Below are 13,582 nucleotides of genomic sequence, written 5' to 3' on the forward strand. Positions count from 1 at the left end.
TTCTGGTGAATTGTGCTAACAGGATGATACATAATCGGTGCGCAAATCAGCGATGGTTTCGGCCGTTCGCCGATTCCCGTAAAGGTACTGAAAATGACAGACAGGGCTTGCTCGGGGAAAAGTAAGAACATGACTTAAATCATGCACTTACTCAGGTTTCACCGGATAGTGAACACCTTAAATTAATAGCGGAGATTAAGAATGACTTATAACAAGAAAAAACTGGCAGTTACCATTGCAATGCTTGCCGGCGTGACAATGGGCCTTACCGGTTGTGATAACAACTCCTCTTCATCCAGCGCACCGGCCAGTGCAGCTGCTGACGCAAACAAAACCGATAAAGCGACACCAGCCAAAGTCGACCCGAATGCCAAGACCAAAAATGGTGATGTGCTGGCGGCGACTCAGACGCTGGTACGTGGTAACGGTGATGAGCCAGCCTCTTTGGATCCACACAAAGTGGAAGGGGTGCCGGAATCTAACATCATCCGTGATCTGCAAGAAGGGATCGTGAATCTGGACGGTAACGGTCAGGTGATCCCTGGTGTAGCAGAAAGCTGGGAAAACGAAGGCTTCAAACGTTGGGTGTTCCACCTGCGTAAAGATGCTAAGTGGTCTAACGGCCAGCCTGTGACGGCGGATGACTTTGTGTTTAGCTGGCGCCGTCTGGTTGATCCAAAAACCGGTTCTCCGTACGCCTCTTATCTCGAATATGCTCAGATTGAGAACGTCAGTGACGTTATCAATGGTAAAAAACCGCCAGAAACGCTGGGCGTGAAAGCACTGGATCCGTACACCTTGGAAGTGGTGCTGTCGAAGCCGGTGCCTTATTTTGTGAAGATGTTGTCGCACACCTCCACTAAGCCTGTGAACAAAGCGGTAGTTGAGCAGTTTGGTGATAAGTGGACTTCCCCAGCCAACTATGTCAGCAACGGTGCCTATAAGCTGAAAGATTGGGTCGTGAACGAGCGTATCGTACTGGAACGTAACCCGCAGTATTGGGATAACGCTAACGTCACTATCGATCAGGTGACTTATTTGCCAGTGAATGATGAAACGGATGTGAACCGTTATCGTGCTGGCGAAGTGGATATGACCTACAACTCGCTGCCAATTGAGATGTTCAAGAAGCTGCAGGCCGATATCCCACAAGAAGTGCATGTTGACCCGTATCTGTGCTCTTACTATTACGGCGTGAATACGGCCAAAGCGCCATTTGATGATGTGCGTGTGCGTAAAGCGCTGTCACTGGCGGTGGATCGTGACGTGATCGCCAAGCAGGTGATGGGCCAAGGCCAGATCCCTGCCTATATGTTTACCCCAGAAATCACCAACGGTTTTGACGGTAAAAACCCTGAGTGGGCAAACTGGACACAAGATCAGCGTAATCAGGAAGCTGCGAAATTGCTGACTGAAGCGGGCTTTGATAAGAGCAAGCCGCTGAAATTTACTCTGCTGTACAACACCTCCGAAAACCACAAGAAAGTGGCCGTGGCCATCACTTCAATGTGGAAGAAAAATCTGGGCGTGGATGTCGCACTGGAAAACCAAGAGTGGAAAACCTTCTTGGATAACCGCCGCTTGGGTAACTATGACGTGACTCGTGCAGGCTGGTGTGCCGACTATAACGACCCGACCGCCTTCCTGAACATTTTGCTGTCGAAGAGCAGCAACAATGACATGAAGTACAAGAGTGCCGAGTTTGATAGCACCATGGTGAAGACGCTGGAAGCGGCAACGGATGCGGAGCGCGCTGCGCTGTATCAAGCTGCTGAGGCGATTGCCGATACCGATGCGCCGTTGATCCCGCTGTACCACTACGTTAGCACCCGTTTGGTGAAGCCGTATGTGGGCGGTTATAGCGGTAACAACCCGCAGGATGAGATTTACAGTAAAGATCTCTATATCAAACAGCACTAAACCTATGTGCTGATGCCAGCCGCTCTTTTGCCGGGAGCGGCTTGGCAATCAGCGTCTGGGTTACAGGCACAAGAAAACCACACGTAAACGCAGGGAGCGCGTTAGTGCTCTCTACATAACCATAAACAGCGTTTACGCCGTGTGACAGGGAGGATGTGCGCAATGTTGAAGTTTATTTTTCGCCGGCTTTTGGAAGCCATTCCAACGCTGCTGGTTCTGATCACCGTTTCGTTTTTTATGATGCGTTTGGCACCGGGAAGTCCGTTTACCGGTGAACGCAGCCTGCCGCCGGAAGTTCTGGCCAATATCGAAGCTAAATACCACCTGAATGAGCCGTTATACAGTCAGTATTTCCGTTATCTCGGTCAGTTGGCACAGGGGGATTTTGGCCCATCGTTCAAGTACAAAGATTTTTCCGTTAATGATCTGGTGTCGCAAGCCTTTCCGGTATCGCTCGAGATCGGGATTTACGCCTTTATCTTGGCGCTGATTTTGGGGGTAACGGCAGGCGTGATTGCCGCGTTAAAGCAAAATACGGTGCTCGATTATACGGTGATGGGGTTTGCCATGACCGGTGTGGTGATCCCGAGTTTTGTGATTGCGCCGCTGCTGGTGTTGCTGTTCTCGTTGGGGCTGAAACTGTTACCGGCCGGGGGCTGGAATGACGGTAGCCTGATCAATATGGTACTGCCGGTTTCAGCGTTGGCGATTGCCTATACTGCCAGTATTGCGCGGATCACCCGCGGCTCGATGATTGAAGTACTGCACTCTAACTTCATCCGTACCGCGCGTGCCAAGGGCTTACCGCTGCGCCGTATTGTGCTGCGTCATGCACTCAAGCCCGCGATGTTGCCGGTCATTTCCTATTTAGGCCCCGCATTCGTCGGCATCATTACCGGTTCGATTGTGATTGAAACTATTTTCGGTCTGCCGGGGATTGGCCGTTTGTTCGTGAACGGTGCCCTGAACCGTGATTACTCGATGGTGCTTAGTCTGACCATTTTGGTTGGTACCCTGACTATCTTGTTTAACGCGATCGTAGACATCCTGTATGCCTTCATCGATCCGAAAATCCGCTATTAATCGGGGTGTTTTATGATGATGACGAAAAAAAATGCCGCCGCAGTGGAGCAATTCGCCGGTCAGCTGGATATTGAAGGCCGCAGTCTGTGGCAGGATGCGTTCCGCCGCTTTAAAAGTAACCGCGCGGCGATGATCAGCTTGATGATTTTGTCGTTGATTACCTTGTATGTGCTGTTCGGGCCGTCTTTGTCGCCGTTTGCGTTTGATGAGACTGATTGGAGTGCCATGAGCGTCGCGCCTGCGCTGGAGGGAAATCACTATTTCGGAACTGACTCGCTCGGCCGCGATCTGTTTGTCCGTACTGCGTTGGGGGGGCGAATTTCCCTGATGGTGGGGCTGGCCGGTGCGCTGGTGGCGGTGCTGTTTGGCACCCTGTATGGCGCGACCTCCGGCTATCTGGGCGGACGTGTCGACTCACTGATGATGCGGGTGTTAGAAATTCTGAACGCCTTCCCATTCATGTTCTTCGTGATCTTGCTGGTGACCTTGTTCGGCCGCAACATCTTCTTGATCTTCGTGGCAATCGGCATGGTGTCATGGCTGGATGTGGCGCGGATCGTGCGTGGCCAGACCTTGAGCCTCAAGCGTAAAGAATTTATTGAAGCGGCGTTGGTGTGCGGGGTGTCGTCACGCAATATCGTGATGCGCCATATTGTGCCGAACGTGCTCGGCGTGGTGGTGATTTATGCGTCGTTGCTGGTGCCGGGCATGATCTTGTTTGAATCCTTCCTGAGCTTCTTAGGACTGGGAGTTCAAGAGCCGATGACCAGTTGGGGCGCGTTGTTGCAAAGCGGTGCCACCACCATGGAAGTGGCGGTATGGCAGCTGCTGATCCCCGCCTGTTTTCTGATTATTACGCTGTTTTGTTTCAACTTTATCGGTGATGGGCTGCGTGATGCCCTCGATCCGAAAGATCGTTAAGTCAGGGAGTACCGTATGAAGTTGTTGGATGTCGAAGATCTGCGGGTCACCTTCTCTACGCCAGATGGTGATGTGACGGCGGTTAACGATCTGAACTTTTCCTTGAGCGCGGGTGAGACGCTGGGCATTGTTGGCGAGTCCGGCTCAGGTAAATCGCAAACCGCGTTTGCCATCATGGGCTTGCTGGCTAAAAACGGCACCATTGGTGGCTCGGCCAAATTTATGGGTAACGAGATCCTGAATCTGCCGGAATCGCAGCTTAATCGTCTGCGCGCCGAAGAGATTGCCATGATCTTCCAAGACCCGATGACCTCGCTGAACCCGTATATGCGGGTGGGCGAGCAGTTGATGGAAGTGCTGATGCTGCACAAGGGCGCCAGCCGCAATGAGGCGTTTGAGCAATCGGTGAAGATGCTGGATGCGGTGAAGATGCCGGAGGCGCGTAAGCGCATGCGCATGTATCCGCATGAGTTTTCGGGTGGGATGCGCCAGCGGGTGATGATCGCCATGGCGCTGCTGTGTCGTCCAAAATTGTTGATTGCCGATGAACCAACTACTGCGTTGGATGTGACGGTACAAGCGCAGATTATGGAGCTGCTGAACGAGCTGAAACGCGAGTTCAATACCGCCATTATCATGATCACCCACGATCTGGGTGTGGTGGCGGGGATCTGTGACAAGGTGTTGGTGATGTATGCCGGTCGTACCATGGAATATGGCATGGCGCGCGATATTTTCTACCGCCCAAGCCACCCGTATTCGATTGGTCTGCTGGATGCGGTGCCGCGCTTAGATAGCAGTGGCAGCGAGTTGGCCACCATCCCAGGTAATCCACCGAACTTGCTGCGTTTGCCGCAGGGCTGTCCGTTTCAGGAGCGCTGCCTGAAAGTGAGCGATATTTGCCGTCAGCAAAGTCCGGCATTGATGTCATTTGGTGAAGGGCGTGAACGCGCCTGTCATTGGAACTGGGAGAAGGCATGATGATGAATGACGTAACCGCTGCCGGTTCTGATGTGATGGCTACTGGCGTAGCCGCCAAAGCAGATCGACATACCGATAAACTGGCGGACAAGAAAGTGCTGCTGGAAGTGTCAGATCTGAAAGTGCACTTTGATATTAAAGATGAGAAAGCCTGGTTCTGGGAGCCAGCGAAAAAACTCAAAGCGGTAGATGGCGTGACCTTGCGTTTGTACGAAGGGGAAACGCTGGGCGTGGTGGGGGAGTCGGGTTGCGGTAAGTCGACCTTTGCTCGCGCCATTATCGGGTTGGTGAAAGCCACTGCCGGTAATGTGGTGTGGTTAGGGCAGGAGTTGACGCGCCTGAGTGATGCGCAGATGCGTGATAAGCGCAAAGAGATCCAGATGATTTTCCAAGATCCGCTGGCATCGCTGAACCCGCGAATGACCATCGGCGATATTATCGCTGAGCCGCTGATCACTTTCTATCCGCAGCTGAGTCGGCAGGAAGTGCGCGACAAAGTCAAAGCGATGATGATGAAAGTGGGTCTGCTGCCGAACTTGGTGAACCGTTATCCGCACGAGTTTTCCGGCGGTCAGTGTCAGCGGATCGGGATCGCGCGGGCGTTGATCCTTGAGCCAAAACTGATCATCTGCGATGAGCCGGTGTCGGCACTGGATGTGTCGATTCAGGCGCAAGTAGTGAACTTGCTCAAATCATTGCAGCGTGAGATGGGGCTGTCGCTGATTTTTATCGCGCACGATTTGTCGGTGGTGAAACATATCTCCGATCGGGTGTTGGTGATGTATCTGGGCAATGCGGTGGAGCTTGGCACCTATGATGAGGTGTATCACAATCCGCTGCATCCTTATACGCGCGCCCTGATGTCGGCGGTGCCGATCCCTGATCCAGACAAAGAGCGCAACAAGCAGATCCAGCTGCTGGAAGGGGATTTGCCATCGCCAATCAACCCGCCATCTGGCTGCGTGTTCCGTACTCGCTGTCCGTTGGCTGGCCCTGAGTGTGCGCAGACCAAGCCGCTGCTGGAAGGCAGTTTCCGCCACGCGGTATCTTGTTTGCGCGCCGATCCGCTGTGATGTAAAGCGCGCAGCATAAGCGAAAATCCACAAGCTAAAACACTACATAAAACACTACACGAAAAAGCCATCCCTCTGTGGATGGCTTTTGCTTAGGTAAGGCTCAGATACTGCGCGTTGTTTCAGCTTTTTCTTTCTTCCTTAATGAATTGTTTGCATTTAGATTTCACGATTGAGCGTAGTGGCCGCGCTGGGTGCGCGCGCATCAATGGCGTTTTGCACGCTGTAAAACACGTTATCTTCCGGTAGCACGGTCATTACACCGGTTTGCCACAGTGCTTCTCGGGCGCGCATGGCTTCCAAACGAGCGATACACACCGTGATGTGCTGGCGGTGTAGCTCACCAATCAGGGTTTTCAGTTTATCGGCGGCGGTGAGGTCAATATCTAGAATCCCACTGCATTCGATCACCAGCAGCCGCACTCCTTTTTTCTGCGCGATGCGCTGCCACAGCTGATTGCTAAAAAAGTCAGCATTGGTGAAGTTGAGCGGTGCGGCAAAATGGTAGACCAGCACGTTAGGCAGGGTTTCCATCTCGTGTTTATTGTCTTGATGCCACCAGATAGAAGTGCCTTTGATGCGCATAAACTCGGCATTGTTGGGGCGAGCGGTGACAAACACCCCGTGCAGCAGCGACAAGATCACGCCCAGCATCACGCCCACTTCAATGCGCAGCAGCAAAATCATCACTAAGGTGGCGATACACAGATAAAACTCTTCGCGGCTTTGCTGGAAGATGCGCCGAATTTCGCTGATTTTCAGGATGCTTTGCCCGACATACATCAACACCCCAGCCAATGCGGCATGTGGGATCAGCGGCAAAATCGTGCGTGCGTTAAGCACGATCAGCGCCAACAATCCGGCTGCCACCAGCGCCGCTAACTGAGAACGGCCACCGGAGTTTTGGGTGATCACTGAGCGCGCCGGACTGGCGTTGGTAGTAAAGGTCCCGGCGATACCGGACAAAATACAGCCCAGCCCGATGCCGGCAAAATCTTGGCTCACCGGCGCTTCTTTATCTTGCGTGGTGCGTGCCACGGCGGCGGTTTGCATGATGCACACTAAGGCCACCAGCAGCGCCAGTGGGAATAGGTGCATGACTGACTGCCACGGTAGACTCCAGAAGGCAAAATCGGGCCGCTGGGTATCGACGGCGCTCAGTACGGTCACGCCATATTTGGGCAGATCGAATACCGCATTGAGCAACATGATCAGCAGCAGACCAAACAGTGCCGCCGGTAGGCGTGGATTGCGTCGGCCAACAATGGCGGTTAGCAGATAGAGGCTAAAGCCAATCAGGGTGGAAATGAGGTTGGCGTGCGGTAGCTGCCACAGCACCATCGCGAGTTGGCGCAGTAGGTGTCCGTGTGGGGTTGGGATCTCAAAAATCTGCGGTAACTGACCAACAATAATGTGTACCGAAATTCCGGCCAGAAAACCGATGGTGACCGGATACGAGAGCAAATCGGCCAGCCAGCCAAGGCGAAAGATGTAGGTGGTGATCAATATCAGCCCGACCAAAATCGACAGCAACCCCGCCAGATGCGCGTATTCCGGCGTACCGGCTACGGCCATCAGTGACAGGCCAGAGGCAAAAATCGGCGCGATAGTGGAGTCAGCGCCGCCAGACAGATAGCGGTTCGCGCCTAAAATGGCAAAACCGATAGCGGCGGCAATAAACGCGTAGATGCCGGTGAGCGGCGGCATGCCCGCCAGATGGGCGGTAGCCATTTGGGCCGGGAGGGCAATGGCCGCGACTGATACCCCAGCGACAACATCTCCCCATAGCCAGCTGAATTTCCAGTGGCGAAAGGATTGTAAAAAGAGACGAGGGGCGATGGCTGGTGGCATGGCAGGCTTAGGGCTCCAAATGGAAAACGGTATATTTCACAGCGGTATATTTCACAATAGTCTGGTTAAGACTATCCGGTCAGGACTCGCGAAACAGCGCTATCACGGTTGGTTAAAGCGTTCGGCGAGTGACTGTGATTCACTATAGATTGTGCGTCGAATTGCTCATTATAGAGCGACCGGCGCGACTGACCAGTTAAGTCGCGCCGGTATTTTCTATGGTTATGTAACTGAATTTAAATTAATTACTGCGCGCTCTTCTGTATTGAGTTTTGCGTTCAGTGAATTCAGTTATGTGGATCAAAACTGAGCGTACTGGCCGGCGTAAAGAGTTGAATGTAGGTGCGCTGGGCAAAGCCATCGGTCATACCGGAGATATAATCGGTGATCACCCGCAGCCCAGAGTGACCTTCGGCGCGACTTTGTTGCCAGCGTTGACGCGTTCCTGGTGGTAATAAACGCTCGGGATCGGCGCTGAAAGCGTCAAACAATTCCATAATTAGCTGTTGGCCGCGGTATTCCAGCATTTGCACTTCCGTTTTGCGCACCACAAAGTCGTTCACAAAGCGCACCAGAATCGAAATTACCTGTTGCAGCGGTGCCGGTAGCTGGGCATTCCACGCCAGTAGCGGTTCACTAAATAGCGGCTCATGCTGCAAGGTGATGCCGGTGATCAGGGCGTTAACCAGCGCGCCAATCGCATCTTTGCGTTTATGGTGCTCGCCACAGAACAATTTTTCGGTGATTGACGGCATATTTTCTTGGAACCAGGCGTCGTCAACGGCACTCAGGGCTTGATGTGCCGATTCCCACTGGGCGCGAGTGACAATCCCCATCACGATGGCATCTTCCAGATCGTGAATGCCGTAGGCGATATCATCGGCCAGCTCCATCAGGGAGCAATCCAGAGATTTAAAGCGCGTTTTGAGCGGTTCACTGGCGTTGCTGCGCGGCTCACGCATGGTGGCCAGATGGCGGCGATCATCGGCGGTTAGCGGCTCCAACACCCAATGAAACAGTCGCTGATCTTGATCGTACACGCCTTTAGCCGGTTTCCATTGGCTGGCTTTCAGATGACGAAAATCACTGACGGCAGGCGGTTGCAGTGTGGCGCGGGTTTGGCTTAACAGCGCCGGGTATTTCAGCAAGCCCAGCAGCGTGCGGCGCGCCAGATTCATGCCGTGCGATTCAGTGTACGGCTCTAAGCGGGTGACAATCCGAAAAGTTTGCGCGTTGCCTTCAAAGCCGCCGTGATCGCGCATCATGTAATTGAGCGCCACTTCACCGCCATGCCCGAACGGCGGATGGCCAATATCGTGCGCCAGACACAGGCACTCCATTAAGCTGTCAGGGGCGAGCAGGGCTTTTTGCTGCGGATATTTGCGCTTGAGCTGTGCGACGATCCCAGTACCAATTTGCGCCACCTCTAACGAATGTGTCAGCCGCGTGCGGTAGAAGTCATTCATCCCAGCGCCGAGTACCTGCGTTTTGGCTTGCAGGCGACGAAACGCGGCCGAGTGCAAGATACGCGCACGGTCACGTTGGTAGGGGGAGCGATGGTCGTCGCGGCGGACTTTGTTCTCTTCGCCGTAACGGGCTTGCCATAAGGCGGTTGTGTCCGAAGTCATCTCGCAGCCTGTTCTTAGTGGAATACGCTTTCTTATCAGAATCAATTCATTGCTGTCTGTCAACTTTATCGCCGATGTTCGCTGATGTTCGTCTTCATGATGGGTTTGGTATGCAGAGATGGGGCGTCGCAGCTGATTGTATTGAAGCCAATACTGCAACCGGATGAGTACGTTGCTAAAAGCCGTGATAAGGCGCAACTAACGCTGGGGGATTAGCGAGTGTGCGCTTATAATAACGCTCCTCATTCGACAGGCAATTTCAGAGATATCACATGCGACTGGATAAATTTCTTACCGAACAAACGGATATGACCCGTTCAATTGCAGGGCGCGAAATTCGGCGCGGAACGGTAACAGTAAACGGTGAGGTGGTGAAAAACAGCGCACTGAAATTGCAGCCGGACGATGCGGTGGAGTATAACGGTCATCCTTTGCAACAGCAGACCGGCCCGCGTTATTTCATGCTGCACAAGCCGCAAGGCTATGTCTGCTCCACTGAAGACCCGGATCATCCAACCGTGCTGTTTTTGGTCGATGAACCCGCAGTACACAAGCTGCATCCTGCCGGTCGTCTAGACATTGATACCACCGGTCTGGTGCTGCTGACCGATGATGGCCAGTGGTCGCACCGCATCACATCACCGCGCCATCACTGCGCGAAAACCTATTTGGTGACCTTGGCCGATCCTGTTGCGCCTGAAGTGATCGAGCAGTTTGCTGCCGGTGTACAACTGCGCAATGAGCCAGAGCTGACGCGCCCAGCGGTGCTGGAGTTGCTCGATGAGCACCATGCACGCCTGACCATCACCGAAGGTAAATACCATCAAGTGAAGCGGATGTTTGCCGCTACCGGAAATAAAGTGGTGGAGCTGCACCGCGAACGTATTGGCGGAATTGTACTGGATGCCGATCTGGAAGAAGGCGAGTACCGTCCGCTGACCGCACAAGAGATTGCCTCTGTCGGTCTGGAATAATCAGGTTTTGGATAACCTTACGCTAAAAAGAGTGAGATAACGTGACGACGCACCCCCAACACGCCCACCATCCCTTGTTGATTTTTATCTTGGGTATGCTGGCGATGCTGACGCCGCTGGCCATCGACATGTACCTGCCCAGCTTGCCGACCATCGCGGCCGATTTGAATGTACCGGCAGGCTCGGTGCAGATGACCTTAACCGCCTATACCTTGGGTTTTGCGGTTGGCCAGCTGTTCCACGGTCCGGCAGCTGACAGCTTCGGACGTAAACCGGTCATTATTCTGGGCACGCTGCTGTTTGCGGTGGCCTCGCTGATGTGTACCCAACTGACCAGCATTGACTGGTTTATTGCTACTCGTCTGGTGCAGGGTTTTGCTGGCGCGGCCTCCGGTGTGGTGATCAATGCGCTGCTGCGGGATTTGTTCCACAAGGATGATTTCTCCCGCATGATGTCGATGGTGGTGCTGATCATGACTGTGGCACCGCTGCTGGCACCGATGCTGGGTGGCTATTTGCTGGTGTGGTTTGATTGGCATGCTATCTTCTGGGTACTGACCATTGCGGCGGTGATTTGCTCGCTGTTGGTGTGGAGTTTTATCCCTGAAACCCTGACGGAAGATAAAAAGCAGCCGTTTAAGCTGCGCAGTACACTGGGGAATTTCAGCGCCTTGTTGCGTCAACGCCAAGTGCTGGGCTACATGCTGAGCGGGGCGTTCTCTTTCGCCGGGATGTTTACTTTCCTGACTGCCGGTTCGTTTGTTTATATCGATTTGCACGGCGTTGACCCGCAGCATTTCGGCTATTACTTCGGTCTGAACATCCTGTGTTTGATTGTGATCACCAGCATCAATGGGCGCTTTGTTAAGCGCAAAGGGGCGAACTTTATGATGAAGGTCGGCCTGTGGATCCAATTGGTGATGGGGGTGTGGCTGGTGGCCGGTGGCTTACTGGGCTTAGGCTTCTGGGCGTTGGTGAGTGGGGTTGCGGTGTTTGTGGGGGCGATTTCGATTGTCGGCTCAAACGCGATGGCGTCGATTTTGGAAGAGTTTCCGCATATGGCGGGCACGGCGTCGTCGGTCACCGGCACATTGCGCTTTGGTACTGGCGCTATCATCGGTTCGGCGGTCGCGGCGATGCCATCGGGCACGATTTGGCCGATGGTTGGCACTATGGCGGCTTGTGCGCTGGTGTCTATCGCTTGTTACTACGGCATGGCCGTGCGCGGCACAGTGCACGCCAGTCGCTGATATTTTGGTCATCAATTCGCGGTAATCCTTAACGGCAGGCGGGTGAAGCCTGCCGTTTTTGTTTTTCGATTTTTCGCTTCAGTTTTCCCTCTTGTTTTTCCTTTTTTGCCTCGATGTGTGGCAGTAAATTGACGTCAAAAACCTTTCTGAAACTACGACATTTTTTGAATCCAAATTTGGCAGCGCCGTCACGCAGAAGTCTGTAATCTCTTTTTACAACTCCCGTAAAATAGAGCTGGTTTCCATTTATGTATCCTGCAGTTCTGTGCCGGTCATGCTTTAGATAGCGGTTGGTTTCAGGTCTTATTCCCGGAGTTGTTATGTCTCATTCCCGCGCCGATTCTCTCGATAGAGGTGTGCATATTGCCGTCTCTAATGCGGCTTTTTTCCGTCAGTTACTGACGGTGGCATTGCCTGTGGCGTTGCAGGTGGTGCTGTTCTCCTCACGAAGTTTGGTCGACATTGTGATGTTGGGGCAATTGGGTGAGGCGGATGTGGCCGCAATTGGGGTTGCGGGGCGGGCGATTTTCGTCACGACCTTGCTGGTTCTCGGCGTGTGTACCGGCGGCAGCATGTTGCTGGCGCAATATTGGGGGGCCGGCGATCGGGAAGGGATGAAGCGCACGGTGGCGCTTACGTTGATGATCACCAGCGTAGTTGGCCTTGCCGGAGCGTCGGTGTTCTTGTTTATCCCTGAGCGCGTGATGGGGTTGGCGTCCAATTCGGTAGAAGTGATTGCGCTCGGGGCGTCATTTATGGAGATCACCTCCGGTAATATGTTGCTGACGGCGATCGGTGCCAGTTTTGCCGCTGGATTGCGTTCGATGCATCAGGCAGCCACCAGCACGGTATTCAGTGCCATCGGTATCAGTCTGAACATCTTTTTTAACTATGTGCTGATTTTTGGTCGTTTCGGTTTTCCGGCCATGGGCATTGTGGGCGCGGCGTGGGGAACCTTACTCAGCGCCCTGATTGAAGTCATCGCTCTGACGGCGTGGCTGTATTGGCGCAAGCACTTGTTGGCTTTCAGCTGGCAGGATATGCGGGAAAGTTTAAACCGCAGCGAAGTGGTGCGGCTGTTGAAACTGGCGATCCCGTTGATTGCCAATATGGTTATGTGGGCGGGTGGCGTGTTCTTGTATAACGCCATTTTCGGCCATATCAGCACACAAGCGTTGGCGGCACTGACGGTGATGGCTCCGCTGGAGTCGTTGTGTCTGGCAATGTTAAACGGTATTGCTACCGGTGCGGCGGTGGTGATTGGTAATCAGCTCGGGGCGAGCCGTTTTGATTTAGCTTATCGGCAGGCGTGGCTTGCGACTGCGTTCTGTGTCGCCAGTGCCGTGGTGGTGGCGGTGGTCATGCTGTTGATTAAACAGCCGGTCTTGGCCCTATTCAGTGGGCTGCGCGGTCCAACGCTGGATCTGGCGTCGAGCTTTTACATCATGCTGTCAGTGGCGGTGCTGCTTAAAAGTGTGCCAATGCTAATGATTATTGGCGTTTTGCGAGCGGGCGGCGATATCAAATTCTGTTTCTATCAGGATGTGATTGCGCAGTGGTTTATCGGCATTCCGCTGGTGGCATTTTTGGCTTTCTATACCGATGTGGGGTTGCAGTGGGTGTATCTGGCGATCTTCACCGAAGAAGTGGTCAAGATTATCGGTTGTTTCTTCCGTGTGCGTAGCCGCGCATGGATGAAAAATATGGTGCAAACGGCAGCAGTGGCCAGTTAACGCCGAACAATCGCGCTCGGTGACTCTTAGCTCAAGTACGGTCGCGGACCATGAGTATCCGCACAATACAGTAGGTCAAATAGGCGACTCAGTTGCCTACGAACGCGGCCAGCTCGCTAGATATTGCGTTCAATAAATAGCGAGCTTAATTAGCGTTCTTTATGCGTG

10 protein-coding genes are annotated in these 13,582 nt (G+C 53.5%); 8 read left to right on the forward strand and 2 right to left on the reverse strand.

Annotated features, from left to right (window positions below; translation table 11 throughout):
* The first annotated feature begins 258 nt into the window (after positions 1-258).
* From NCTC9997_RS05200 to oppF, 5 genes are all read left to right on the forward strand, one after another.
* Positions 259-1,920 (forward strand): ABC transporter substrate-binding protein, encoded by a 1,662-nt coding sequence (locus NCTC9997_RS05200; RefSeq protein WP_082935584.1) that lies wholly within the window; start codon positions 259-261, stop codon positions 1,918-1,920.
* Between the two features lie 162 nt (positions 1,921-2,082).
* Positions 2,083-3,003, forward strand: coding sequence for an oligopeptide ABC transporter permease OppB (oppB, locus tag NCTC9997_RS05205; protein WP_039046153.1), 921 nt, complete (start codon positions 2,083-2,085; stop codon positions 3,001-3,003).
* A 12-nt stretch (positions 3,004-3,015) separates the two neighbouring features.
* Complete coding sequence (gene oppC, locus NCTC9997_RS05210; RefSeq protein ID WP_010861996.1) at positions 3,016-3,924, forward strand: oligopeptide ABC transporter permease OppC; 909 nt, start codon at positions 3,016-3,018, stop codon at positions 3,922-3,924.
* 15 nt (positions 3,925-3,939) lie between these two features.
* Positions 3,940-4,905, forward strand: coding sequence for an ABC transporter ATP-binding protein (oppD, locus tag NCTC9997_RS05215; protein ID WP_064977501.1), 966 nt, complete (start codon positions 3,940-3,942; stop codon positions 4,903-4,905).
* Positions 4,906-4,940: 35 nt separating this feature from the next.
* The gene (oppF, locus tag NCTC9997_RS05220; protein ID WP_064978442.1) at positions 4,941-5,978 is read left to right on the forward strand and encodes a murein tripeptide/oligopeptide ABC transporter ATP binding protein OppF; all 1,038 of its coding nucleotides are present in this window, start codon (positions 4,941-4,943) and stop codon (positions 5,976-5,978) included.
* Positions 5,979-6,137: 159 nt separating this feature from the next.
* Here the strand turns inward: oppF and NCTC9997_RS05225 are convergent, their stop codons facing one another.
* Complete coding sequence (locus NCTC9997_RS05225) at positions 6,138-7,829, reverse strand: SulP family inorganic anion transporter (RefSeq protein ID WP_064977502.1); 1,692 nt, start codon at positions 7,827-7,829, stop codon at positions 6,138-6,140.
* Between the two features lie 287 nt (positions 7,830-8,116).
* A complete protein-coding gene (locus NCTC9997_RS05230) occupies positions 8,117-9,457 on the reverse strand; it encodes an anti-phage deoxyguanosine triphosphatase (RefSeq protein ID WP_064977503.1) in 1,341 nt (446 codons plus the stop codon).
* A 272-nt stretch (positions 9,458-9,729) separates the two neighbouring features.
* On the opposite strand from NCTC9997_RS05230, the gene rsuA reads away from it, so the two are divergent.
* The 3 genes from rsuA (at position 9,730) to NCTC9997_RS05245 (ending at position 13,414) form a co-directional block, all read left to right on the forward strand.
* A complete protein-coding gene (rsuA, locus tag NCTC9997_RS05235; protein ID WP_010861991.1) occupies positions 9,730-10,431 on the forward strand; it encodes a 16S rRNA pseudouridine(516) synthase RsuA in 702 nt (233 codons plus the stop codon).
* A gap of 41 nt (positions 10,432-10,472) precedes the next feature.
* Positions 10,473-11,681: a Bcr/CflA family multidrug efflux MFS transporter gene (locus tag NCTC9997_RS05240; protein WP_036768531.1), complete on the forward strand. Its 1,209-nt coding sequence runs from the start codon at positions 10,473-10,475 to the stop codon at positions 11,679-11,681.
* A 320-nt stretch (positions 11,682-12,001) separates the two neighbouring features.
* The gene (locus tag NCTC9997_RS05245) at positions 12,002-13,414 is read left to right on the forward strand and encodes an MATE family efflux transporter (RefSeq protein ID WP_064977504.1); all 1,413 of its coding nucleotides are present in this window, start codon (positions 12,002-12,004) and stop codon (positions 13,412-13,414) included.
* Positions 13,415-13,582 lie beyond the last annotated feature (168 nt).

It is taken from the genome of Plesiomonas shigelloides (assembly GCF_900087055.1).
GTDB classification, from domain to species: Bacteria; Pseudomonadota; Gammaproteobacteria; order Enterobacterales; family CAMTGL01; genus Plesiomonas; species Plesiomonas shigelloides.